Source organism: Streptomyces sp. NPDC017890, assembly GCF_044328675.1.
Taxonomy (GTDB): Bacteria; Actinomycetota; Actinomycetes; order Streptomycetales; family Streptomycetaceae; genus Streptomyces.
Genome location: NZ_JBIRHU010000011.1, coordinates 172,372 through 196,089, shown reverse-complemented (window position 1 = coordinate 196,089; position 23,718 = coordinate 172,372). Strand labels below are relative to the sequence as shown.

The window sequence follows — 23,718 nt, the reverse complement described above, 5'->3', positions numbered from 1 at the left end:
CGGGCCCCGGGTTTCTGACCCGGGGCCCGCCCTCGTGTGTGGTGCGGGTGCTGTGGGTGCTGGGCGAGGGGATGCTGTCGCAGCCCGGCGTTGCGAGGTGCCGCTGCGCCCACCCGTGCCGCCCCAGCTGCACGACTGCCCGCAGCCACGCGAAAGGCCCGCTTCCCCGTCGGGGGAGGCGGGCCTCTCGGTGATCGTCTCGGTTACGCCTTCCGCAGCCGGAACGTCAGGGACAGCCCCTCGTCCGTGAACGGCTCCCCGTACGTGTCGTCCGCCTCACCCTGCGCGAAGTCCGTCGCGAGGACCTCGTCGGCGATCAGGCCCGAGTGGCCGGTCAGGGCGGCGATCGTCGCCGGGTCCGTGGCCGTCCAGCGCAGCGCGATCCGGTCGGCGACGTCGAGGCCGCTGTTCTTGCGGGCCTCCTGGATCAGGCGGATCGCGTCACGAGCGAGGCCCGCGCGGCGGAGCTCCTCCGTGATCTCCAGGTCCAGCGCCACCGTCGCGCCCGAGTCGGAGGCGACCGACCAGCCCTCGCGCGGCGTCTCGGTGATGATCACCTCGTCGGGGGCGAGGGCGATCGCCTCGCCGTCGACCTCCACCGACGCCGTGCCCTCGCGCAGGGCGAGGGAGAGCGCCGCGGCGTCCGCGTTCGCGACGGCCTTCGCGACGTCCTGGACGCGCTTGCCGAACCGCTTGCCCAGCGCACGGAAGTTGGCCTTCGCGGTCGTGTCGACCAGGGAGCCGCCGACCTCGCTCAGCGACGCGAGGGACTCGACGTTCAGCTCCTCCGTGATCTGCGAGTGCAGCTCGGGGGTGAGCGCGTCGAAGCCCGCCACCGCGATCAGCGCGCGCCGGAGCGGCTGCCGGGTCTTGACGCCCGACTCCGCGCGCGTGGCACGGCCCAGCTCCACCAGGCGGCGGACCAGCACCATCTGCTTCGACAGCTCCGGGTCGATCGCCGACAGGTCCGCCTCAGGCCAGGAGGACAGGTGCACGGACTCGGGGGCGCCCGGGGTGACCGGCACGACCAGGTCCTGCCAGACCCGCTCGGTGATGAACGGGGTCAGCGGGGCCATGAGCTTGGTGACCGTCTCGACGACCTCGTGCAGCGTGCGCAGCGCCGCCTTGTCGCCCTGCCAGAAGCGGCGCCGGGAGCGGCGTACGTACCAGTTGGACAGGTCGTCGACGAACGCGGACAGCAGCTTGCCGGCGCGCTGTGTGTCGTAGGCGTCCAGCGCCTGCGTGACCTGGTCGGTGAGGGCGTGCAGTTCGGAGAGCAGCCAGCGGTCCAGGACCGGGCGCTCGGCGGGCTCCGGGTCGGCCCCGCTCGGGGCCCAGCCCGAGGTGCGGGCGTACAGGGCCTGGAAGGCGACCGTGTTCCAGTAGGTGAGGAGCGTCTTGCGGACGACCTCCTGGATGGTGCCGTGGCCGACGCGGCGGGCCGCCCACGGGGAGCCGCCGGCCGCCATGAACCAGCGGACCGCGTCCGCGCCGTGCCGGTCCATCAGCGGGATCGGGTCCAGGGTGTTGCCCAGGTGCTTGGACATCTTGCGGCCGTCCTCGGCGAGGATGTGGCCGAGGCAGACGACGTTCTCGTACGAGGACTTGTCGAAGACCAGGGTGCCGACGGCCATCAGCGTGTAGAACCAGCCGCGGGTCTGGTCGATGGCCTCGGAGATGAACTGCGCCGGGTAGCGGGACTCGAACAGTTCCTTGTTCTTGTGCGGGTAGCCCCACTGCGCGAACGGCATCGAACCCGAGTCGTACCAGGCGTCGATGACCTCCGGCACGCGCGTGGCCGCCTTGCCGCACCCGTCCTGCGGGCAGGCGAAGGTGACCTCGTCGATGTACGGGCGGTGCGGGTCCAGGGCGGACTGGTCGGTGCCGGTCAGCTCGGTGAGTTCGGCGCGGGAGCCGGCGACCGTGAGGTGGTCGTCCTCGCAGCGCCAGATGGGCAGCGGGGTGCCCCAGTAGCGGTTGCGGGAGAGGGCCCAGTCGATGTTGTTGTTCAGCCAGTCGCCGTACCGGCCGTGCTTGACCGCGTCCGGGAACCAGTTGGTCTTCTCGTTCTCCGCCAGGAGGCGGTCCTTGATCGCCGTGGTGCGGATGTACCAGGAGGGCTGCGCGTAGTACAGCAGCGCGGTGTGGCAGCGCCAGCAGTGCGGGTAGCTGTGCTCGTACGGGATGTGCTTGAAGAGCAGGCCCCGGGTGTCCAGGTCCTCGGTCAGCTTCTCGTCGGCCTTCTTGAAGAAGACGCCGCCGACCAGGGGGACGTCCTCCTCGAAGGTGCCGTCCGGGCGGACCGGGTTGACCACCGGCATGCCGTAGGAGCGGCAGACCTTGAGGTCGTCCTCGCCGAAGGCGGGGGACTGGTGGACCAGACCCGTGCCGTCCTCGGTGGTGACGTAGTCGGCGTTCACCACGTAGTGCGCCGGCGCCGAGCTGTGCCCGTCGGCTGCCTCGCCGGCGCTCGGGAACTCGACCAGCTCGAAGGGCCGCTGGTACCTCCAGCGTTCCATCTCGGCGCCGGTGAAGGACTGCCCGGTGGCCTCCCAGCCCTCGCCGAGGGCCTTCTCCACCAGCGGCTCGGCGACGACCAGCTTCTCCTCGCCGTCGGTCGCGACGACGTAGGTGACGTCGGGGTGCGCGGCGACCGCGGTGTTGGACACCAGGGTCCAGGGCGTGGTCGTCCAGATCAGGAGCGCGGCCTCGCCGGCGAGCGGGCCGGAGGTCAGCGGGAAGCGCACGAAGACGGACGGGTCGACGACCGTCTCGTAGCCCTGCGCCAGCTCGTGGTCGGACAGGCCGGTGCCGCAGCGGGGGCACCAGGGGGCGACGCGGTGGTCCTGGACCAGCAGGCCCTTGCCGAAGATCTCCTTCAGCGACCACCAGACGGACTCGATGTACTCCGGGTCCATCGTGCGGTACGGGTCCTGGAGGTCGGCCCAGTAGCCCATGCGGGTGGTGAGCTCTTCGAAGGCATCGGTGTGGCGGGTCACCGACTCGCGGCACTTGGCGTTGAACTCGGCGATGCCGTACGCCTCGATGTCCTGCTTGCCGGAGAAGCCGAGCTCCTTCTCCACCGCCAGCTCGACCGGCAGGCCGTGGCAGTCCCAGCCGGCCTTGCGGCCCACGTGGTACCCGCGCATGGTGCGGAAGCGGGGGAAGACGTCCTTGAAGACGCGTGCCTCGATGTGGTGGGCGCCCGGCATGCCGTTGGCGGTGGGCGGGCCCTCGTAGAACACCCACTCGGGGCGGCCCTCGGACTGCTCCAGGCTCTTGGCGAAGATCTTCTGCTCGCGCCAGAAGTCGAGCACCGCGTGTTCGAGCGCGGGCAGGTCGACCTGGGCGGGCACCTGGCGGTACTGCGGCTGCGTATTCAACGAGCTTCCTCCGGCGGACGTGCTGCCTTCCGTCGGAGGGACGAGAGCCGTGCTCCCGCGGTACCACCCTCCTTGGCCCTCCGGTGCTTCGTGTGCGCCGGTGAGCCCCCTCATTGGGGTCGCGAGCCGGTTCTACTCGCCGTGACCGTCCGGTCACGGCTTTCCTCCGGCGGCTCCGGGGTGATCTTCACGTCGCGCTCGCCCCCGGGCTCACACCGTCCCCGGGTCGCTCTGGGCTGCGTACGCCGCTACTCGTCCCCATCCACGCTTTTCGCTGCGCCCAGTGTACGGCGCCGCGGGGACAGCGGCCGACCGGTTTTGTCACCTGGGGGAGCGGGGGCGCCGTACGGTCTCCGGACGCCCGGGCGTGACCCGAATGCCGTCGTCGGGCGTCCGGCTCCCGGGCGGCCCGGCGGGCTCCGTCCCGGCGGATTACCCGGCGGGGAGCTGGGCACAACGCATGCATGCTCACCGCGCGGCGCGCGGTGGGCCGGCGAATCGGGCGGCGTGCCCCGTTGCCGCGGGACCCGAGTCGATTTATCGTCCCAGCACGATTCGCGCGCAAGATCACAATATGTGAAGGGGCCGCGGCCATGGTGGCGAAGAAGACCGCCGTACAGCAGTCGGAGGCGACTGCGAAGAAGTCCGCTGCCGAGAAGGCGACGGCCGCCGAGAAGACGCCGCCCGCGAAGAAGACGCCGCCCGCGAAGAAGACCACCGGGAGGAAGACCGCCGCGCAGGAGAGCACCGCGGGGGACGGCCCGGCGGAGAAGCCCGCGGCGAGGCGGCAGGGCGCGGCGGGGAAGACCGCGGCCGGGAAGACCGCGGCGAAAAAGAGCACGGCGAAGAAGAGCACGGCGAAGAAAGTGGGCGCGGCCGAGGCCGCGGAGCAGACGGGAGCCACGACGGTGGTTGCGAAGAAGACTCCTGGCACGGCCACGGCGGCCAAGTCCGCCGTTCCCAAGGCCCGCGACGCCGCGGACCCCGGCGACCTCGCGGTCCGTCCCGGAGAGGAGCCCTGGACCCCGGAAGAGGCCGAGGCGGCGCGCGGGGAGCTGCAGTCCGAGGCCGACCGGCTGCGCACCGAGATCGACTCCTCCGAGCGGTCGCTGCAGGGCATGATGCGCGACTCCGGGGACGGCGCGGGCGACGACGAGGCGGACACCGGCAGCAAGAACATCACGCGCGAGCACGAACTGGCGCTGGCCGCCACCGCGCGCGAGGTGCTCACCCAGACCGAGCGCGCCCTGGAACGCCTGGACGCGGGCACCTACGGCCTGTGCGAGAACTGCGGCAACCCCATCGGCAAGGCGCGCATGCAGGCCTTCCCGAGGGCCACCCTGTGCGTCGAGTGCAAGCAGAAGCAGGAGCGCCGGTACTGAGCAGGTAGGGGAGGGAAGGCGTGCCGTACCCTCGTCCTCAGTCAGGTACCTAGGTTGAGGGACTCACGTGGCAGAGGCGGAGCGCATCATCGGTACGCCGGACACCCCGGACGCGGCCGGGGACGGGCAGGAGCGGCCCGACGCCGAGCAGGAGCAGCCCCCGGAGCGCCCCCGGGGCAAGCGGCGGATCGCCGTGCTCTTCGCGGTCGCCGCGTTCGCGTATCTCCTCGACCTGGTCAGCAAGATGATCGTGGTCGCCGAGCTGGAGCACCAGGAGCCCATCGAGATCGTCGGGGACTGGCTGCGGTTCGTGGCCATCCGCAACGCGGGCGCGGCCTTCGGCATCGGCGAGGCCTTCACCGTGATCTTCACGGTGATCGCGGCGGCCGTGATCGTCGTGATCGCCCGCCTCGCGCGCAAGCTCTACAGCCTGCCGTGGGCGGTCGCGCTCGGCATGCTGCTCGGCGGCGCCCTCGGCAACCTCACCGACCGGATCTTCCGCGCGCCCGGCGTCTTCGAGGGCGCGGTCGTGGACTTCATCGCGCCCAAGCACTTCGCCGTCTTCAACCTCGCCGACTCGGCGATCGTCTGCGGCGGCATCCTGATCGTGATCCTCTCCTTCCGGGGCCTCGACCCGGACGGGACCGTCCACAAGGACTGAGCGCGCGGTCGGGAGTGTCCGACCCGTCCGGCATACTCGACGGGGTGAGCACGATTCCCGAGATCCGTACCCTGCCCGTGCCCGACGGCCTGGAGGGCGAGCGCGTCGACGCCGCCATCTCCCGCATGTTCGGCTTTTCCCGTACCAAGGCCGCGGAGCTCGCCGCGGCGGGCAAGGTGCAGGTCGACGGATCGGTGGTCGGCAAGTCCGAGCGCGTCCACGGCGGCGCCTGGCTCGAGGTCGAGATGCCGCAGGCGCCCGCGCCGGTGCAGGTGGTCGCCGAGCCCGTCGAGGGCATGGAGATCGTGCACGACGACGACGACGTGGTCGTGATCGTCAAGCCGGTGGGCGTCGCCGCCCACCCGTCCCCGGGCTGGAGCGGCCCGACCGTCATCGGCGGACTGGCCGCCGCCGGGTACCGCATCTCCACCTCGGGCGCCGCCGAGCGGCAGGGCATCGTGCACCGCCTCGACGTGGGCACCTCCGGCCTGATGGCGGTGGCCAAGTCGGAGCGGGCGTACACCTCGCTCAAGCGCCAGTTCAAGGAGCGCACGGTCGACAAGCGCTACCACACGCTCGTCCAGGGCCACCCCGACCCGACCAGCGGCACCATCGACGCCCCCATCGGCCGCCACCCCCAGCACGACTACAAGTGGGCCGTCACCGCCGAGGGCAAGCCCTCCGTCACGCACTACGACCTCATCGAGGCCTTCCGCGCCGCCTCCCTGCTCGACGTGAAGCTGGAGACCGGCCGCACCCACCAGATCCGCGTCCACATGGCCGCCCACCGCCACCCCTGCGTCGGCGACCTGACCTACGGCGCCGACCCCACGCTCGCCAAGCGGCTGCGCCTCACCCGCCAGTGGCTGCACGCCGTACGCCTCGGCTTCGAGCACCCCGGCGACGGACAGTGGGTCGAGTACGCCAGCGACTACCCGGAGGACCTCCAGCAGGCCTTGGACCTGGTCCGCGAGGAGACCTACGGATGAGCGCCCCGGACCGGGCACCGTCGTACGAGGTGCGGGTCGCCGAGGGCCCCGGCGACCGGGAGGCGTGCTTCGCGGTGCGCAAGGACGTCTTCGTCGTCGAGCAGAAGGTCCCCGAGGACATCGAGTACGACGCCCACGACGCCGGCGCCGTGCACGTCCTGGCGGTCCGGGCGGACGGCGTACCGCTGGGCACCGGCCGCCTGCTGCACGGCGAGGCCGCCGCCGCGAAGAACGGCGACGGCGACCCGGCCGTCGGCTCCCTGGGCCGACTCGCCGTGACCCGGGACGCCCGCGGAATGGGCGTCGGAGCCGCCCTGGTCCGGGCCGTCGAGGAGGCGGCACGCGCGCGTGGACTCACCGCCGTGGACCTGCACGCGCAGACCCACGCCCTGGGTTTCTACGAGCGACTGGGGTACGAGGCGTACGGGCCCGAGTTCCCCGACGCCGGGATCCCCCACCGCGCGATGCGGCGCGCCCTGTAACCGGGGCGCCGAACGGGCTGGTGGGGCCGGTGACGTGGCAGGCTTGAGGTCCGCCGTCACAGCCCCTAGACCCCACCGGAGCGCTGACCGTGGATCAGTTGGCCCTGTTGTTCATGCTGCTGCTCGGGGCCCTGCTGAGCGTCCCCGCCGGTGCCCGGCTCGGGCTGCCGGCGCCGGTGCTGATGACGGTCCTCGGGATCGTCCTCGCGCTGCTCGACTTCGTGCCCAACGTCGACATCCCGCCCGAACTCATCCTGCCCGTGCTGCTGCCGCCGCTGCTGTACGCGGCCGTGCGGCGCACGTCATGGAGGCAGTTCGCGGCCAACAGACGCCCGATTTTCCTGCTGGCGGTCGCGCTGGTCTTCGTCACCATGACCTGCGTGGCCGCGGTGGCCGGCGCCATCGTGCCGGGGCTGCCGATCGCCGCCGCCTTCGCGCTGGGCGCCCTGGTGGCGCCGCCCGACCCGGTCGCGGCGACCGCCGTCGCCGGGCAACTGGGGCTGCCGCGCCGCCTGGTGTCCATCCTGGAGGGCGAGGGACTGTTCAACGACGTCACCGCCATCGTCCTGTACCACGTGGCCATCGCCGCGGCGGTCGGCGGCACCTTCTCGCCGTGGCGGGCCGGACTCGACCTGGTGGTGTCCGCCGTCGTCGCCGTCGCGGTCGGTCTCGCGCTGGGCTGGGCCACCAACAAGCTGCTGAGCGTGCTGGGGGACGCCACCCTGCAGATCGGCCTGACGCTGCTGGTGCCGTACGGGTCGTACGTCCTGGCCGAGGAACTGCACGGCTCCGGAGTGCTCGCGGTGCTCACCACCGCGATGTTCCTCGCCGAGTACGCCTTCGACGCCGACGACGTGATGACCCGGCTCGCCGGGCACACCGTGTGGGACGTCGTCGACACGCTCGTCACCGGCGTCGCGTTCGGCCTGGTCGGCCTGGAACTGCACAACGCGATCCGCACGGCCTCCGGACGCTGGACCGAACTGCTCGGCTGGGCCGCGGTGATCGCCGGCGTGGTGATCCTCGTGAGGCTGGTGTGGCTGCTGCCGGCCACCTGGCTGACGAAACGGCTGCACGCCGGACGCGACCACGACGAGGACATCCCCACGTCCTGGCGGGAGACCGTCGTCATGTGGTGGTCAGGGATGCGGGGCGTCGCCTCGGTCGCGCTGGCGCTCGCGATCCCGCTGGAGACGGACGACGGGTCCGCCTTCCCCCACCGTGAGGAGATCGTCTTCATTGCGTTCGGCGTGATCATGGTCACGCTGCTGCTGCAGGGTCTGACGCTGCCGTGGCTGGTGGGCCGGCTCGGGGTGCGGGCGGACACCGAGCGGGAGAAGCAGTACGAGAAGGAGCTGGCCGTCCGGGCGGCCAGGGCGGCCAGGCAGCGGCTCAGGGAGATCGAGTCCGTCGAGGAACTGCCGGAGGAGCTGTCCGAGCAGATGCTGCGGCGCGCCTTCGACATCGGGCTGCGGATCAGTCCCGACGTCGGCGACGAGGAGCGACGCGAGGCGCAGGAGCAGCGGGACCGGCGGCTGAAACGGGTCCGCCGCATCCAGGGCGAGATGCTGAGCGCCGCCCGCCACGAGGTGCTGGCCGCACGCAGCGAGCCCGGGGCCGCCCCGGAGATCGTGGACCGCGTCCTGCGCCACCTCGACGTGCGCAGCCTGCGCTGAGGCGGGCCCCGCGCGGGTCACAAGCGCTTCGTCGGCTGTTCCGGGACGGAGCGGGGGGACCCGCCGGGGGAGCGGCGGGGACGCTGGAAACCGTCCCGGGACGGGCGCAGGGGCGCGTCCGCCGTGTTGATCCGCGGCAGGGCGTACGGGTGCTCGTCGGCGAGCCAGCGGATCATCCCCTCGCGGACCGTGACCCGTACCGTCCAGATGTCGTCGGCGTCCTTCGCCGTCACCAGGGCCCGCACCTGCATGGTGTTCGGGGTGGTGTCCGTGACGGTCAGGTTGTAGTCGCGGCCGTCCCAGGCCGGGCACTCGCGCAGGATGTCGCGCAGCCGCTCGCGCATCGGCTCCAGCGGCGCGGAGTGGTCGAGGTGCCAGAAGACCGTCCCGGTCATCTGAGGCGTGCCGCGCGACCAGTTCTCGAACGGCTTGGACGTGAAGTACGACACCGGCATGGTGATCCGGCGCTCGTCCCAGGTCCGCACGGTCAGGAACGTGAGCGTGATCTCCTCGACCGTTCCCCACTCCCCGTCGACCACGACCGTGTCGCCCATGCGCACCATGTCGCCGAAGGCGATCTGGAACCCGGCGAACATGTTGCTGAGCGTGGACTGCGCGGCGATGCCGGCCACGATGCCGAGCAGACCGGCCGAGGCCAGCAGCGAGGCGCCCGCCGCGCGCATCGCCGGGAACGTCAGCAGCATCGACGACACGGCGACCACGCCGACGACCGCCGAGACCACCCGCATGATCAGCGACACCTGGGTGCGGACGCGCCGTACCCGGGCCGGGTTCCGCTGGGCGTGGGCGTGGGCGTAGCGGGAGTACGACGTCTCGACGACCGCCGCGGCGATCCGGATCACCAGCCAGGCCGCCGATCCGATCAGCACCAGCGTCAGCGTCCGGCCGACGCCCTCCCGGTGCTCGGGGAACACCTGTGCCTCGACGTACGACCCTCTCAGCAGCGCCGAGCAGAGGAGGAGCTGGTACGGGATGCGGGCACGGCGCAGCAGCCCCCACAGGGGTGTCTCGGGGTGCCGTCCGTCGGCCTTGCGCAGCAGGAGGTCGGTGGCCCAGCCGATGACCAGGGTCAGCAGGACGGAGCCGCCGACCACGATCAGCGGGCGGAGTATGGTCTCCATCCCTCGAACGTAACCGCCGCGCCGCGCTGTGAACCTGTGACTTCCGTCCCGTCCCGGGTATCGACGCGACCGCGTTGTCACACCCGGCTGGCACCATGGCCCCATGAACATCGTGCTCTTTCACTCGACCCTTGGCCTCAGGCCCGCGGTGCGGCAGGCCGCCGACCGGCTGCGCGACGCCGGGCACCAGGTGTGGACTCCGGATCTCTTCGAGGGCCGGACGTTCGACACGGTCGAGGAGGGCATGACCCACCAGGAGGAGACCGGCAAGGAGGAGCTGCTGAAGCGGGCCGTGCTGGCCGCCGCCCCCTATTCCGAACGGGGACTGGTGTACGCCGGGTTCTCGCTCGGTGCCTCGATCGCGCAGACCCTCGCCCTCGGCGACCAGCGCGCCCGCGGACTGCTGCTCCTGCACGGCACCTCGGACATCGCCGCCAACGCCTCCGTCGACGATCTGCCGGTCCAGCTGCACGTCGCGGAGCCGGACGCCTTCGAGACGGACGACTGGCTCAGCGCCTGGTATCTCCAGATGGGCCGGACCGGCGCCGACGTCGAGGTGTACAGGTACGCCGGGGCCGGCCACCTCTACACCGACCCCGACCTGCCGGACTACGACGAGGAGGCGGCCGAGGCCACCTGGCGGGTGGCGCTCGGCTTCCTCGGGACGCTGGAGGAGGACGCGGACCGGGCCGGGGATCAGACCGGGGCGTAGACGCGCTCGACCCGCTGCGTTCCACTGCGGGTGCGGTACGAACGGGCCCACTTCGACGTGGCGTCCGGGTCGGTGCGGTCGGAGACGACGTAGTAGTCCATCTGCGTCCGGTCCGCGGTGATGTCCAGCACGCCGTAGCCGTGCCGGTCGGTGTCGACCCAGTGGACGTGCCGGTTCGCGGCCCGGATGACCGGTGCCGCGATCGCCGAGACCGTGCCCTCGGGGACCTTCACGATGTCGTCGAGGTTGTCGGAGGTCACCGAGGTGACGACGAACTCCGTGGCGGCCGAGGCGGACAGCGGGTACGTGGCGGCGTTGTACGGCACGTCGTTGGCCCAGGCCATGTGGATGTCGCCGGTCAGGAACACCGTGTTGCGGACGGCGTTCGCGCGCAGGTGCGCCAGCAGTTCGCGGCGGTCGTCGGTGTACCCGTCCCACTGGTCGGTGCTGAGGGCGAGGCCCTCCTTCGGCAGGCCGAGCAGCTCGGCGAGCGGCTTCAGCAGCTCGGCGGGGACCGAGCCGATCGCGAACGGCGAGATCATCACCGGGTTGCCCACCAGCCGCCACGTGGTGTCGGACGACGTGAGTCCGGCCTTGAGCCAGTCCAACTGGGCGCGGCCGGTGAGGGTGCGCTCCGGGTCGTCGACCTCGCCGTCGCCGAGCGACACCTGCTGCGAGCGGAAGGAGCGCAGGTCCAGCAGCGACAGGTCGGCCAGCCGGCCGAAGCGCAGCCTGCGGTAGGTGGTGCCGGCGATCGCGGGTCGCACCGGCATCCACTCGAAGTAGGCCTGCTCGGCGGCGGCCTGACGCGCCGCCCAGGTGCCCTCGGCGCCCTCGGTGTGGTTCTCGGCGCCGCCCGACCAGGTGTCGTCGGCGATCTCGTGGTCGTCCCAGATCGCGACGACCGGCGCGGCGGCGTGCAGCGCCTGGAGGTCGGTGTCGGTCTTGTACCGGCCGTGACGGACGCGGTAGTCGGCGAGCGTGAGGATCTCGTGGGCGGGCGCGTGCGGTCGTACGACGGTGTCGCGGGTGCCGTACTCGCCGGTGCCGTACTCGTAGATGTAGTCGCCCAGGTGCAGCCAGGCGTCCAGGTCTCCGCGGGCCGCGAGATGCCGGTACGACGAGAAGTGGCCGGCCTCCCAGTTGGCGCAGGAGACCACGCCGAAGCGCAGGCCGGTGACGGCCGCGTCGGCCGCGGGGGCGGTGCGGGTCCGGGCGGCGGGGGAGTCGGTGGGGCCGGCGGAGAAGCGGAACCAGTAGTCCGTGGCGGGCGCGAGGCCCCGGATGTCGGCCTTGACGGTGTGGTCGGAGGCGGCCGTCGCCGTGGTGGACCCCTTGGCGACGATGTTCGTGAACGCCTTGTCCGTGGCGACGACCCAGCTCACCTCGGTGTCCGGGCCCGCCCCGGAGCCCGGTATCGCCTCCGGTGTCGGGGTCACCCGGGTCCACAGCAGGACGCCGTCGGGCAGCGGGTCGCCGGAGGCGACGCCGTGCAGGAAGGCGGGGGCGGCGTCGGCGGCACCGGCGGGCAGCGCCGCGGCGAGCGGGGCGGCCAGGACGGCGCCGGCCGCCGCGGCCTTGACGACCGTACGGCGGCTCGGGGTACGGGTGTTCGCGCCATCGGCGGGCGACGGAACGGTGTTCTCGGATGATCTGTGTCGACTGGCCACGGACGATCAGGTTACTGATCGGTATGCGCGCGGGCGGGCGAACTCGCGAAAGTTCGCCCGCCCGTCGGCCGTGCTTCGGTGCGGCGTCACCCCCGCAGGGCCCTCGGCAGGGCCCTGCGGGGATCACGCGGGGATCACTTGGTGACGCCCGCGTCCTTGAGCGCCTTCTGCCACTCGGCGTCGGTGCCCGGGGTCTCGATCACCTTGTCGTTGATCTTGACGGTCGGGGTCGACTGGACGTCCTCGGCCTTCTGGAAGGAATCGCTCATCTTCATCGCCCAGGCGTCGTAGGTGCCCTTCTCCACGGCGTCCTGGAACTTCTTGTTGCTCTTCAGGGCCTCGACCGTGTCCGCCACCTTGATCAGGTAGTCGTCCTTGGCGAAGTCGTCGGTCGACTCCGACGGGTGGTGCTCGGAGGAGTAGAGCGCCGTCTTGTAGTCGATGAACGCCTCGGGGCTGACGTTCAGCGCGGCACCGAGCGCGCTCAGCGCGTTCTTCGAGCCCTCGCCGCCGAGGTTCCCGTCGAGGAAGGTGCCGATCGTGAAGGAGAGCTTGTAGGTGCCGTCCTCCATGCCCTTGTTGACGGCCTCGCCGACGCCCTGCTCGAAGGAGGCGCAGCCCGGGCAGCGCGGGTCCTCGTAGAGGTGGACGACGTTGTCGCTCTTGGAGTCGCCGAGGGTGACCGTGGTGCCGTTCTTGCCGGAGGTGTTGGCAGGGGCCACCACCTTGGCGTCGGCGGCCTTCTCCCAGCCCGAGGGCTCGTTCATCTGCATGACGGCGTAGCCGATACCGCCGGCTATCGCCAGCACGCCGACGATGGAGCAGGCCACGACGACCTGCCGCCTGACCTTGTCACGCTTGGCCTGACGCTCGCGCTCCTCGCGCAGGCGCTCACGGGCCGCCGACTTGGCCGCCTGGCTGTTCCGCTTGCTCATGGTGGTGATCTCTCCGGGGACGCGCACACGGGGGTGTGCGGAATACGTATGGGGGGACTGCTGGTGCTCGGTGACGGGTCACACGAGGGCGGCCGAGCACGGCGGTCCGCGCCGTCCCAGGGAGTGTGTGAGGATCCGCTCGCGGGCGCCGGTGGTCCGGACGGCCGAAGGCGCCGGGCGGCGCACCGCCGCCGGGGCCCGGCGTACGCTCACGGCCGCGACGGCGAGCAGCAGCGGCCGGAAGGTGGTCGCGGCCACCGCGCTCAGCAGCTGGGCCAGCGCCTGCTCGCCGCGCCGCAGCCAGGCCGCCGCCAGAAGGCCGACGGCGACGTGCGCGCCGAGCAGCAGCCAGGCGGTCGAGGGGCCGGCGTCGGCGAGCACGGTCGCCAGCCGGTCGGTCTCCGCGCCGGTCACCCGGGTCAGCGGGGCGGCGACACCGGCGTGGACGCCGGTCCCGTCGCCGCACAGCACGTCGAAGCCCACGGAGCGCAGCGGACCCGCGACCGGGCCGCCCGTCCGCCCGTAGCAGACGTGCTGGCCGGTGGTGAAGACCGTGTCGGCGGCCAGCTCCAGCGGGATCAGCAGGGCCGCGATCCGCCCGAAGCCCCGCTCGCGCCGCCCGGCCAGGGCGTACGCGATCAGGAACACGGCGGCGGCGACCGCTGCCACTGTGGGCAGCGGCAGGGGAACCCCGGACAGCAGCACGTGCGACGCGGTGCTGAGCGTCACGACGAATGCCGTGAACAGCGCCGCGCGTACGGCTCTGAGCGGGGTTCCGGATATGTCCATAGCGATTGGAGAGTCTGTCATGGGGCCCGGTAAGGGACCCCTAAAGGGTTCCTGTGCGAGAGCCGACGGTTACAGACCCGGAATCCGGCCGTTGCGGAACAGGTCGACGAAGGTCTGGTGGTCGGCACGCGCGCGTGCGCCGTAGCGGTGGGCGAAGTCGACCAGCAGGGGCCCGAAGCCCTCCTCGTCGGCTGCGATCGCCGCGTCGATGGCCCGCTCGGTGGAGAAGGGCACCAGGGACTCGCCGGACTGGTCGTCCGCCGCCGCGTGCATGGTCGCCGTGGCCCGGCCCAGGTCGGCGACGACCTCGGCGATCTCCTCCGGGTCGTCGATGTCGCCCCAGTCCAGGTCGACGGCGTACGGCGAGACCTCCGCGACCAGCTGGCCCGAGCCGTCCAGCTCGGTCCAGCCCAGCCACGGGTCGGCGTGCGCCTGGAGGGCGCGCTGGGAGATCACCGTGCGGTGGCCCTCGTGCTGGAAGTAGTCCCGGATGGCCTGGTCGGTGATGTGCCGGGAGACCGCCGGGGTCTGGGCCTGCTTGATGTAGATCACGACGTCGTTCTCCAGGGCGTCGCTGTTGCCCTCCAGGAGGATGTTGTACGAGGGCAGGCCGGCCGAGCCGATGCCGATGCCCCGGCGGCCGACGACGTCCTTCACGCGGTAGGAGTCCGGGCGGGCCAGGGACGACTCCGGGAGCGTCTCCAGGTAGCCGTCGAAGGCCGCGAGGACCTTGTAGCGCGTGGCGGCGTCCAGCTCGATGGAGCCGCCGCCCGGGGCGAAGCGGCGCTCGAAGTCACGGATCTCGGTCATCGACTCCAGCAGCCCGAAGCGGGTCAGGGAGCGGGCGACGCGCAGTGCCCCCAGCAGCGGCCCCTCCGCGGTGTCCAGCGTGAACGGCGGCACCTCGTCACTCTTGGCGCCGGTGGCCAGGGCGTGGATCCGCTCGCGGTACGCGCCCGCGTACACCCGCACCAGCTCGGTGATCTGCTCGTCGCTGAACGCCTTCGCGTACCCGATCAGCGCTACGGAGGCGGCGAAGCGCTTGAGGTCCCAGGTGAAGGGTCCGACGTAGGCCTCGTCGAAGTCGTTGACGTTGAAGATCAGCCGGCCGGTCGAGTCCATGTACGTGCCGAAGTTCTCCGCGTGCAGGTCGCCGTGGATCCACACCCGGGAGGTCCGCTCGTCCAGGTACGGGCCGCCGCTCTTCGCACCGAACTCCTGGTCCACGGTCAAATCGTGGTAAAAGAGGCATGCCGTGCCGCGGTAGAAGGCGAAGGCCGAGGCGGCCATCTTCCGGAACTTCACGCGGAACGCCGCCGGATCCGCGGCCAGCAGCTGGCCGAAGGCGGTGTCGAAGACGGCGAGGATCTCCTCGCCGCGGTGCTCCTCGTTGAGCTGCGGGACCGACATGCCTGGTGCCTCCTGGTGCGGGTGGTGCGTGACGAGTGGAGCGGATCTCCACTCGGAACAACGTTCGAAGGGATGCGGGAGTGCCCGCGCCCGGGGCCCTCGCCCCGACACGCGGGCCCGTCCTCGAAGGTACGCGCGGAACGCCTCGCAGTGTCAGTGGCGAGGCTTAGACTTCGACGCTGACCCCCGGACTGACCGCAGCCCGTAGCCCGTAGTTTCCTCAGGAGGCCGCACGTGTCCAAGCCGCCGTTCACGCACCTGCACGTCCACACCCAGTACTCGCTGCTGGACGGTGCCGCACGGCTGAAGGACATGTTCGACGCCTGCAATGAGATGGGCATGACACACATCGCCATGTCCGACCACGGCAACCTGCACGGGGCGTACGACTTCTTCCACTCCGCGAAGAAGGCCGGGGTCACCCCGATCATCGGGATCGAGGCGTACGTCGCCCCCGAGTCGCGCCGCAACAAGCGCAAGATCCAGTGGGGCCAGCCGCACCAGAAGCGGGACGACGTCTCCGGCTCGGGCGGTTACACCCACAAGACCATGTGGGCGACCAACAGCACCGGCCTGCACAACCTCTTCCGCCTCTCCTCCGACGCGTACGCCGAGGGCTGGCTGCAGAAGTGGCCCCGGATGGACAAGGAGACCATCTCCCAGTGGTCCGAGGGGATCGTCGCCTCCACCGGCTGCCCCTCCGGCGAGGTGCAGACCCGGCTGCGCCTCGGCCACTTCGACGAGGCCCTCCAGGCGGCCTCCGACTACCAGGACATCTTCGGCAAGGACCGGTACTTCCTGGAGCTGATGGACCACGGCATCGACATCGAGCACCGGGTGCGCGAGGACCTGCTGCGGATCGGCAAGAAGCTCGGCATCCCGCCCCTGGTGACGAACGACTCGCACTACACCTACGCGCACGAGGCGACCGCCCACGACGCCCTGCTGTGCATCCAGACCGGCAAGAACCTCTCCGACCCGGACCGCTTCCGCTTCGACGGCACCGGCTACTACCTGAAGTCGACGGACGAGATGTACGCCATCGACTCCTCCGACGCCTGGCAGGAGGGCTGCGCCAACACGCGCCTGATCGCCGAGATGATCGACACCACCGGCATGTTCGAGAAGCGCGACCTCATGCCGAAGTTCGACATCCCCGACGGTTTCACCGAGGTCACCTGGTTCCAGGAGGAGGTCCGCCGCGGCATGGAGCGCCGCTTCCCCGGCGGTGTCCCCGAGGACCGCCAGAAGCAGGCCGAGTACGAGATGGACGTCATCATCCAGATGGGGTTCCCGGGCTACTTCCTCGTGGTCGCCGACTTCATCATGTGGGCGAAGAACCAGGGCATCGCCGTCGGCCCCGGCCGAGGCTCCGCGGCCGGGTCGATCGTGGCGTACGCCATGGGCATCACCGACCTCGACCCCATCCCGCACGGCCTGATCTTCGAGCGGTTCCTCAACCCCGAGCGCGTCTCCATGCCCGACGTCGACATCGACTTCGACGAGCGCAGGCGCGTCGAGGTGATCAGGTACGTGACGGAGAAGTACGGCGCCGACAAGGTCGCCATGATCGGCACGTACGGCAAGATCAAGGCGAAGAACGCCATCAAGGACTCCGCGCGCGTGCTGGGCTACCCGTACGCGATGGGCGACCGGCTCACCAAGGCGATGCCCGCCGACGTCCTCGGCAAGGGCATCGACCTCAACGGCATCACGGACCCCACGCACCCCCGCTACAGCGAGGCCGGCGAGATCCGCTCGATGTACGAGAACGAGCCGGACGTGAAGAAGGTCATCGACACCGCCAAGGGTGTCGAGGGCCTGGTGAGGCAGATGGGCGTGCACGCCGCCGGCGTGATCATGTCCAGTGAGCCCATCGTCGACCACGCCCCGATCTGGGTGCGGCACACGGACGGCGTGACCATCACGCAGTGGGACTACCCGCAGTGCGAGTCGCTCGGCCTGCTGAAGATGGACTTCCTGGGCCTGCGCAACCTCACGATCATGGACGACGCCGTCAAGATGGTGAAGTCCAACAAGGGCATCGACCTCGACCTGCTGTCGCTGCCGCTGGACGACCCCAAGACCTTCGACCTGCTCCAGCGCGGCGACACGCTCGGCGTCTTCCAGTTCGACGGCGGACCGATGCGCTCGCTGCTGCGGCTGATGAAGCCCGACAACTTCGAGGACATCTCCGCCGTCTCCGCGCTCTACCGTCCCGGCCCCATGGGCATGGACTCGCACACCAACTACGCGCTGCGCAAGAACGGCCTGCAGGAGATCACGCCGATCCACAAGGAGCTGGAGGAACCCCTCCAGGAGGTGCTGTCCGTCACCTACGGCCTGATCGTCTACCAGGAGCAGGTGCAGAAGGCCGCCCAGATCATCGCGGGTTACTCGCTCGGCGAGGCCGACATCCTCCGCCGCGTGATGGGCAAGAAGAAGCCCGACGAACTGGCGAAGAACTTCGTCCTCTTCCAGGAGGGCGCCCGCAAGAAGGGCTACAGCGACGAGGCCATCCAGGCACTGTGGGACGTGCTGGTCCCCTTCGCCGGCTACGCCTTCAACAAGGCGCACTCGGCCGCGTACGGACTGGTCTCGTACTGGACCGCGTACCTGAAGGCGAACCACCCCGCCGAGTACATGGCCGGTCTGCTCACCTCGGTCAAGGACGACAAGGACAAGTCGGCCGTCTACCTGAACGAGTGCCGGCGCATGGGCATCAAGGTCCTCCCGCCCAACGTCAACGAGTCCATGTCGAACTTCGCCGCGCAGGGCGACGACGTGATCCTCTTCGGTCTCTCCGCCGTCCGCAATGTCGGCACCAACGTCGTCGAGTCGATCATCAGGTGCCGCAAGGCCAAGGGGAAGTACGCCTCCTTCCCCGACTACCTGGACAAGGTGGAGGCCGTCGTCTGCAACAAGCGGACGACGGAGTCGCTGATCAAGGCCGGCGCCTTCGACGAGATGGGACACACCCGCAAGGGCCTCACCGCGCAGTACGAGCCGATGATCGACAACGTGGTCGCGGTCAAGCGCAAGGAGGCCGAGGGCCAGTTCGACCTCTTCGGCGGCATGGGCGAGGAGCAGAACGACGAGCCGGGCTTCGGACTCGACGTCGTCTTCGGCGAGGACGAGTGGGACAAGACCTATCTCCTCGCCCAGGAACGGGAGATGCTCGGCCTCTACGTCTCCGACCACCCGCTCTTCGGCCTGGAGCACGTCCTGTCCGACAAGGCCGACGCGGGCATCTCCCAGCTCACCGGCGGTGACTTCGGCGACGGCGCGGTCGTCACCATCGGCGGCATCATCTCCGGCCTGCAGCGCAAGATGACCAAGCAGGGCAACGCCTGGGCGATCGCCACCGTGGAGGACCTGGCCGGCTCCATCGAGTGCATGTTCTTCCCGGCGACGTACCAGCTGGTGTCCACCCAACTCGTCGAGGACGCGGTGGTGTTCGTCAAGGGGCGGCTCGACAAGCGGGAGGACGTGCCCCGGCTGGTCGCCATGGAGCTGATGGTCCCCGACCTGTCCAACGCGGGCGCCAACGCGCCCGTGGTCCTCACGATCCCCGCCACCCGGGTCACCCCGCCGATGGTCAGCCGGCTCGGCGAGATCCTCACCCACCACCGGGGCGACAGCGAGGTCCGGATCAAGCTCCAGGGGCCGACGAAGACGACGGTGCTGCGCCTGGACCGGCACCGGGTGAAGCCCGATCCGGCCCTGTTCGGCGACCTGAAGGTGCTGCTCGGGCCGTCCTGCCTGGCGGGCTGAACGACCGAGGCGGTCGAAGCGACCGGGGCCCTCAAAGAGCCTGGGACCGTCAAAGGGCGGGACCGTCAAAGAGCCTGGGGCCGTCAAGGAGCCCGAGACTGCCGAAGGGCCGGGACCGCCGAAGGGCCGGGACCGCCGACGAGTCCGGGACCGTCGAAGCGACCGAGGGGCGTACCCGTTGCCGGGTGCGCCCCTCGGACGTGCGGGCCGCAACGGCCCGTCGTACCGGTGTCAGTTGTGGCCGAAGCGCTTCTGCCGCTTGCGGGAGGCGGCGTCGCCGGGCGTCAGCTGCGGGCCGTGCTGCTCCTCGCGGTCCAGCACGGGCGTCTCGGCCGTCCGCTGGGGGCGCTCGGCCTGGGGCTGCTTACGATCACGGTTGTTCTTGTTCTTGGCCATGGTGATCTACCTCCTGAGGGGGATCTGGGGACCAGGACCGGAACCAGATTCACACAGGCCAACAAAGAACGCATATCGGGCAATTACCGTCCGTGACGCGGTTCCTCGGGGTGCGAGGGCGGGCGGCCCGTGCGGAAACGCCACGCCGAAGATCGAGTTCGGGCCGTTAACCTCCGCGTGGTCGGGCAGACTCGAAGGAAGCCCGAAGCAAACCTCCCGGAAAGAGGGTGGATCGCGTGGACCGCTGCATCGTCCTGGTGGACGCCGGGTATCTGCTGGGGGCCGCCGCCAGTCTCCTCGCCGGAGAGCCCTCACGCTCGCGCATCACCGTCGATCACGCCGCCCTCATCCACGGGCTCCGTGACCGCGCCGAGTCCGACACGCAGCAGCCCCTGCTGCGCATCTACTGGTTCGACGGCGCCCCCGACCGCGTCCCCCAGCCCGAGCACCGCCGGCTGCGCGTGATGCCCCGGGTCACCGTCCGGCTCGGCGCGCTGACGCGCAGCGACGGCCGCTGGGCGCAGAAGGGCGTGGACGCCGCCATGCACGCCGAGCTGACCGAGCTGGCCCGCAACCGCGCCTGCTCCGACGTCGTCCTGGTGACCGGCGACGGCGACCTGCTGCCCGGCATGATGGCCGCCAAGGAGCACGGCGTCGCCGTCCACCTGTGGGCCGTGCAGGCCGCCGACGGCGACTACAACCAGTCCGAGGACCTGGTCGCCGAGGCCGACGAGCGACGCGTGCTGGACCGTACGTGGATCACCAAGGCCGTACGCGCCAAGGAAGTCGGCGGGATCTGCGCGCCGCCGCCCGTGCCCCGCCCCGAGATCGCCGCGATCCTCTCCGCACCGCTGCCCGAGTCCGCCCTGTCCGCCGCCGCCGAGCGGCGGCCCGCCGAGGAGCCGGAGCACCCCACGACGACCAGCGCCGCGCGCAACGGCTCCGAGGAGCGCGTACCGCCCGCCAAGGGCGTCCCCACCCCCAAGGACCTCGCCGCCCTGCGCGCCCCCGGCGTCGCCCACCCCGCCCCGCCCCCGCCGACCGCCACACTGCGCTGGTCCTCGGACAGGGGCTGGGTCGACCGGTCAGCCGCCGAGCCCTCCGAGGCCGTCTCGATGCCGACGCTGGCCCAGCTCACCACGGCCGAGCAGCGCTGGGCCGACCGCGAGGAGGACATCACCACGGTCGGCGGTGACCCGTACGAGGTCGGGCAGGTCTTCGCCCGCCGCTGGCTGGAGCGCCTCGGCGACCACGGCCACCTGCAGAAGCTCTCCGGGATGTACCCCCGCATCCCGCACCGCGTCGACGGGGAACTGCTGCGCTACGCGGCCCGCTTCGGACTGCTGGCCCACAAGGACGATCAGATCGACGAGCACGATCGGTACGCGATCCGGGCCGGGTTCTGGCGGGAGGTCGACCTCCGGACGGCGACCGAGCGCACCCCCGTGCCGGAGTGAGGCCCTCCGCGGCTGTCCCGGCTTTCCCCTGGCTTCCCCGCCGGCTTTCCTCCCGCTTTCCCCGGCTGAATCGACACTTATGGGCGGACCCGAGGGCGGGGCTGGGGGACGGACCCCGTAGTCTCGTCCCTTGTGAGTACGCGCGCGGCACAGGCACTTCGACCCGGTGGCGATGCCGTGTGCGTGGTGCGCGGGCTGACCAAGACCTATCCGCCGGTACGCGGCCGGCGCGGCGTTCCCGCCACCCCCGAGGTGCGGGCCACCGACGACGTGACCCTGGAGATCCGCCGCGGTGAGATCTTCGGACTGCTCGGGCCGAACGGTGCCGGCAAGTCCACCCTCGTACGCCAGCTCACCGGGCTGATGCGGCCCGACGGCGGCAGCGTGGAGATCCTGGGACACGACATCGTGCGCCACCCGGAGCGGGCCGCGCGGATCCTCGCCTACCTCGGGCAGGAGTCCAGCGCCCTGGACGAGCTGACCGTGTCGCTCGCCGCCGAGACCACCGGACGGCTGCGCGGCCTGGAGGTGCGGCAGGCACGCGCCGAGCGGGACGCCGTCCTGGACGAGCTGGGCCTGACCCCGCTCGCCGCCCGCCCGATCAAGAAGCTCTCCGGCGGGCAGCGCCGCCTGGCCTGCTTCGCCGCCGCGCTGGTGGGAGAGCGCTCGCTGCTCGTCCTGGACGAGCCGACCACCGGCATGGACCCCGTGGCCCGGCGCGCGGTGTGGGGTGCCGTCGACCGGCGGCGCGCCGAGCGCGGCACCACCGTGCTGCTCGTCACCCACAACGTCATCGAGGCCGAGACCGTCCTCGACCGGGTCGCCGTCCTCGACCGGGGGCGCGTGATCGCCTGCGACACGCCCTCCGGACTCAAGGAGAAGGTCGCCGGCGAGGTCCGCGTCGACCTGGTGTGGCGCGAGAGCGCACCGCTGAACGTGCCGGAGGTCGCGGCCCTGCGCGACCGCGCCGCCGAGTCGGGACGCCGCTGGACGCTGCGGCTCGCCCCCGAGGAGGCCCGCGCGGTCGTCGCCACCGTCACCGGTGGCGCCGCCTTCGCCGCCCTGGACGACTTCACCCTCGCCACGCCCAGCCTGGAGGACGTGTACCTGGCGCTGGGCGGCGCCGCGCGGCAGGGGCTGGTGAGGGCTTGAGCACCCGAACGGTGAGCACATCGGCCGCCGCGTCCGTATCCGTCAGGGCGACCGCTTCGAAGGACACCGACCGAAGCCTCGAAGGACCCAACGAAGGGGAGCACCGCGACGTGAGTGTCGTACCCGCCGATGTCCTGCCGGGCGGTGCCCTGGCCGCCGACGAGCAGGGCGGCGCCGGCGCGGCCGAGCTCGGCCCCAAGGCACGGCTGTGGCCCTCCCTGGTGGCCGTGTACCGGGCGCAGCTGTCCCGGGCGCGGGTCGCGCGCATCCCGCTGCTGTTCGTGGCCACCTTCCAGTCGATCGGCATCATGATCCTGATGCGCGGGGTCGTGGACGGCGGCGGCGAGGCACAGGCCGTGGTCGCCGGGTCGGCGGTGCTCGTCGTGGCCTTCGTCGCGCTGAACCTCCTCGCCCAGTACTTCGGCCAGCTGCGCGCGAGCGGCGGCCTCGACCACTACGCGACGCTGCCGGTGCCCCCGGCCGCCGTGGTGCTGGGCGCAGCGGGCGCGTACGCGTCCTTCACCGTGCCGGGGACCGTGGTGACGGCGGTGTTCGGATGCCTGCTGTTCGGGTTGCCGATGACGCACCTGTGGGTGCTGGTGGCCGTGATCCCGCTGGCGGGCGCCGCTCTCGCCGGGCTGGGCGCGGCCCTGGGGCTGCTCGCGCCCCGTCCGGAGTTCGCCACCCTCCTCGGCCAGCTGGGCATGTCGGCGGCGCTGCTGCTGGGCGTGCTGCCGGCCGAGCGGATGCCGGAGGTGGTCCGCCTGGCGCGGGACCTGCTGCCCTCCACGTACGGCGTGGAGGCCTTCGCGCGCACCTTCGGGGACCAGCCCGACTGGGCCTTCGTCCTCGGTGACCTCGCGGTGTGCGCCGTGGTCGGCGTGATTTCGCTGGCGGTCGCCACCTGGGCGTACCGTCGGGCCGCCGTCCGGTGACGCGCCGCACAGGCGGGTTTGGCACGATGGCGGGGTGACCGCACCTCTGACTCCGCCACCGCCACCGAACGAACGCTCGTCGTATCAGGGCGGGCCGGTGCCGCCGCCCGTCGGTGCGCACGCGATGGGCGCCGCGTCCGGCGCCACGCACGACCACCACGGCGAACAGGACGGCCCCGGGATGTTGACCGAAGTGCGTCAGGCCGCCGTGACCGTGGTGGCGGTGGCGCTCTCCGGGGCGCTGCTGGGCGTGCTGTGGTGGCAGCTGGCACCGAGCGTGCCGCTGGTCGGCGGCGTGCTGGGGGACAGTTGGGCGGTCGTCCCCAAGAACCCCGAGGGCGAGCGGGTGGTCGGTGTCGACGGCGTGTTCACGCTGCTCGCGCTGGCGTTCGGCGTACTCAGCGCGGTGGTCGTCTTCCTGCTGCGGCGGCGCGGGGGCGTGCCGCTGGTGGTGGCGCTGGGCGTCGGCGGGCTGCTCGGGTCGCTGCTGGCGTGGCGGGTCGGCGTGTCGCTGGGGCCCACCCAGGACGTGATCGCCCACGCGAAGGACGTGGGCCAGGGGGTGACGTTCTCCGCGCCGCTGAAGCTGGGCGCGAAGGGAGCGTTGCTGGCGTGGTCGGTGGCGGCGCTGGTGGTTCACCTGGCGCTGACGGGGCTGTTCGGGCCCAGGGACCCGGATCCGGACCCCTGGCCGGAGCCGCGGCGGTAACCGCCGGGACCGTACGGGGAGAAGCCGGCGCAGGCCCCGCTGGGCGGGGCGGCGGCCGTGGATC

At 71.4% G+C, this 23,718-nt stretch carries 17 protein-coding genes and 1 pseudogene; 11 read left to right on the top strand and 7 right to left on the bottom strand.

Going from position 1 to position 23,718, the window contains the following annotated elements; translation table 11 throughout:
- Positions 1–203 precede the first annotated feature (203 nt).
- The gene (gene ileS / locus ACH4F2_RS16915) at positions 204–3,383 is read right to left on the bottom strand and encodes an isoleucine--tRNA ligase (RefSeq protein ID WP_398133472.1); all 3,180 of its coding nucleotides are present in this window, start codon (positions 3,381–3,383) and stop codon (positions 204–206) included.
- Positions 3,384–3,976: 593 nt separating this feature from the next.
- Here ileS and ACH4F2_RS16910 point away from each other — a divergent pair.
- The 5 genes from ACH4F2_RS16910 to ACH4F2_RS16890 all read left to right on the top strand — a co-directional run bounded on the left by ACH4F2_RS16910 (position 3,977) and on the right by ACH4F2_RS16890 (position 8,573).
- Positions 3,977–4,765 (top strand): TraR/DksA C4-type zinc finger protein, encoded by a 789-nt coding sequence (locus tag ACH4F2_RS16910; protein WP_398133471.1) that lies wholly within the window; start codon positions 3,977–3,979, stop codon positions 4,763–4,765.
- Positions 4,766–4,832: 67 nt separating this feature from the next.
- Positions 4,833–5,426 carry a signal peptidase II gene (gene lspA / locus ACH4F2_RS16905; RefSeq protein WP_398133470.1) on the top strand — a complete coding sequence of 198 codons (594 nt, stop codon included), beginning with the start codon at positions 4,833–4,835 and terminating at the stop codon, positions 5,424–5,426.
- Between the two features lie 44 nt (positions 5,427–5,470).
- On the top strand, positions 5,471–6,415 hold the full coding sequence (locus ACH4F2_RS16900; protein ID WP_398133469.1) for an RluA family pseudouridine synthase: 945 nt from the start codon (positions 5,471–5,473) through the stop codon (positions 6,413–6,415).
- Positions 6,412–6,897, top strand: a complete 486-nt coding sequence (locus tag ACH4F2_RS16895) for a GNAT family N-acetyltransferase (RefSeq protein WP_398133468.1) — start codon at positions 6,412–6,414, stop codon at positions 6,895–6,897. The genes ACH4F2_RS16900 and ACH4F2_RS16895 overlap by 4 nt, the downstream gene beginning before the upstream one ends.
- 89 nt (positions 6,898–6,986) lie before the next feature.
- The gene (locus tag ACH4F2_RS16890; protein WP_398133467.1) at positions 6,987–8,573 is read left to right on the top strand and encodes a Na+/H+ antiporter; all 1,587 of its coding nucleotides are present in this window, start codon (positions 6,987–6,989) and stop codon (positions 8,571–8,573) included.
- Between the two features lie 17 nt (positions 8,574–8,590).
- Here the strand turns inward: ACH4F2_RS16890 and ACH4F2_RS16885 are convergent, their stop codons facing one another.
- Positions 8,591–9,715 carry a mechanosensitive ion channel family protein gene (locus tag ACH4F2_RS16885; protein WP_398133466.1) on the bottom strand — a complete coding sequence of 375 codons (1,125 nt, stop codon included), beginning with the start codon at positions 9,713–9,715 and terminating at the stop codon, positions 8,591–8,593.
- An 88-nt stretch (positions 9,716–9,803) separates the two neighbouring features.
- Between ACH4F2_RS16885 and ACH4F2_RS16880 the strand changes: the two are divergent.
- Positions 9,804–10,427: pseudogene (locus tag ACH4F2_RS16880) on the top strand (dienelactone hydrolase family protein); the annotation flags it as partial.
- Here the strand turns inward: ACH4F2_RS16880 and ACH4F2_RS16875 are convergent.
- The 4 genes from ACH4F2_RS16875 to ACH4F2_RS16860 form a co-directional block, all read right to left on the bottom strand.
- Complete coding sequence (locus ACH4F2_RS16875; RefSeq protein WP_398133465.1) at positions 10,412–12,097, bottom strand: alkaline phosphatase D family protein; 1,686 nt, start codon at positions 12,095–12,097, stop codon at positions 10,412–10,414. The pseudogene ACH4F2_RS16880 and the gene ACH4F2_RS16875 overlap by 16 nt on opposite strands.
- Positions 12,098–12,231: 134 nt before the next feature.
- Positions 12,232–13,032, bottom strand: coding sequence for a DsbA family protein (locus ACH4F2_RS16870; RefSeq protein WP_398133464.1), 801 nt, complete (start codon positions 13,030–13,032; stop codon positions 12,232–12,234).
- Positions 13,033–13,110: 78 nt separating this feature from the next.
- The gene (locus ACH4F2_RS16865; RefSeq protein WP_398133463.1) at positions 13,111–13,821 is read right to left on the bottom strand and encodes a hypothetical protein; all 711 of its coding nucleotides are present in this window, start codon (positions 13,819–13,821) and stop codon (positions 13,111–13,113) included.
- Between the two features lie 69 nt (positions 13,822–13,890).
- Positions 13,891–15,231 (bottom strand): DUF2252 domain-containing protein, encoded by a 1,341-nt coding sequence (locus ACH4F2_RS16860; protein ID WP_398133462.1) that lies wholly within the window; start codon positions 15,229–15,231, stop codon positions 13,891–13,893.
- Between the two features lie 234 nt (positions 15,232–15,465).
- Between ACH4F2_RS16860 and dnaE the strand changes: the two genes are divergently transcribed.
- Entirely contained in the window at positions 15,466–19,005 is a 3,540-nt protein-coding gene (dnaE, locus tag ACH4F2_RS16855; protein WP_398133461.1) for a DNA polymerase III subunit alpha, read from the top strand.
- 231 nt (positions 19,006–19,236) lie between these two features.
- On the opposite strand, the gene ACH4F2_RS16850 is transcribed toward dnaE, so the two are convergent.
- Complete coding sequence (locus ACH4F2_RS16850) at positions 19,237–19,401, bottom strand: hypothetical protein (protein ID WP_398133460.1); 165 nt, start codon at positions 19,399–19,401, stop codon at positions 19,237–19,239.
- 236 nt (positions 19,402–19,637) lie between these two features.
- Between ACH4F2_RS16850 and ACH4F2_RS16845 the strand changes: the two genes are divergently transcribed.
- From ACH4F2_RS16845 to ACH4F2_RS16830, 4 genes are all read left to right on the top strand, one after another.
- Positions 19,638–20,858, top strand: coding sequence for an NYN domain-containing protein (locus ACH4F2_RS16845; protein WP_398133459.1), 1,221 nt, complete (start codon positions 19,638–19,640; stop codon positions 20,856–20,858).
- 177 nt (positions 20,859–21,035) lie between these two features.
- Positions 21,036–22,010 (top strand): ABC transporter ATP-binding protein, encoded by a 975-nt coding sequence (locus ACH4F2_RS16840; protein WP_398133521.1) that lies wholly within the window; start codon positions 21,036–21,038, stop codon positions 22,008–22,010.
- Positions 22,011–22,120: 110 nt separating this feature from the next.
- Positions 22,121–22,945, top strand: a complete 825-nt coding sequence (locus ACH4F2_RS16835; RefSeq protein WP_398133458.1) for an ABC transporter permease — start codon at positions 22,121–22,123, stop codon at positions 22,943–22,945.
- Positions 22,946–22,979: 34 nt separating this feature from the next.
- A complete protein-coding gene (locus tag ACH4F2_RS16830) occupies positions 22,980–23,654 on the top strand; it encodes an AAA family ATPase (RefSeq protein WP_398133457.1) in 675 nt (224 codons plus the stop codon).
- Positions 23,655–23,718 lie beyond the last annotated feature (64 nt).

What these genes read in the sequence shown, in the direction of transcription:
- ACH4F2_RS16910 (WP_398133471.1), top strand. Translation starts at nt 3,977, where the DNA reads ATGGTGGCGAAGAAGACCGCCGTACAGCAGTCGGAGGCGACTGCGAAG.
- ACH4F2_RS16895 (WP_398133468.1), top strand. Translation starts at nt 6,412, where the DNA reads ATGAGCGCCCCGGACCGGGCACCGTCGTACGAGGTGCGGGTCGCCGAG.
- ACH4F2_RS16885 (WP_398133466.1), bottom strand. Translation starts at nt 9,715, where the DNA reads ATGGAGACCATACTCCGCCCGCTGATCGTGGTCGGCGGCTCCGTCCTG.
- ACH4F2_RS16870 (WP_398133464.1), bottom strand. Translation starts at nt 13,032, where the DNA reads ATGAGCAAGCGGAACAGCCAGGCGGCCAAGTCGGCGGCCCGTGAGCGC.
- ACH4F2_RS16865 (WP_398133463.1), bottom strand. Translation starts at nt 13,821, where the DNA reads ATGGACATATCCGGAACCCCGCTCAGAGCCGTACGCGCGGCGCTGTTC.
- ACH4F2_RS16860 (WP_398133462.1), bottom strand. Translation starts at nt 15,231, where the DNA reads ATGTCGGTCCCGCAGCTCAACGAGGAGCACCGCGGCGAGGAGATCCTC.
- ACH4F2_RS16850 (WP_398133460.1), bottom strand. Translation starts at nt 19,401, where the DNA reads ATGGCCAAGAACAAGAACAACCGTGATCGTAAGCAGCCCCAGGCCGAG.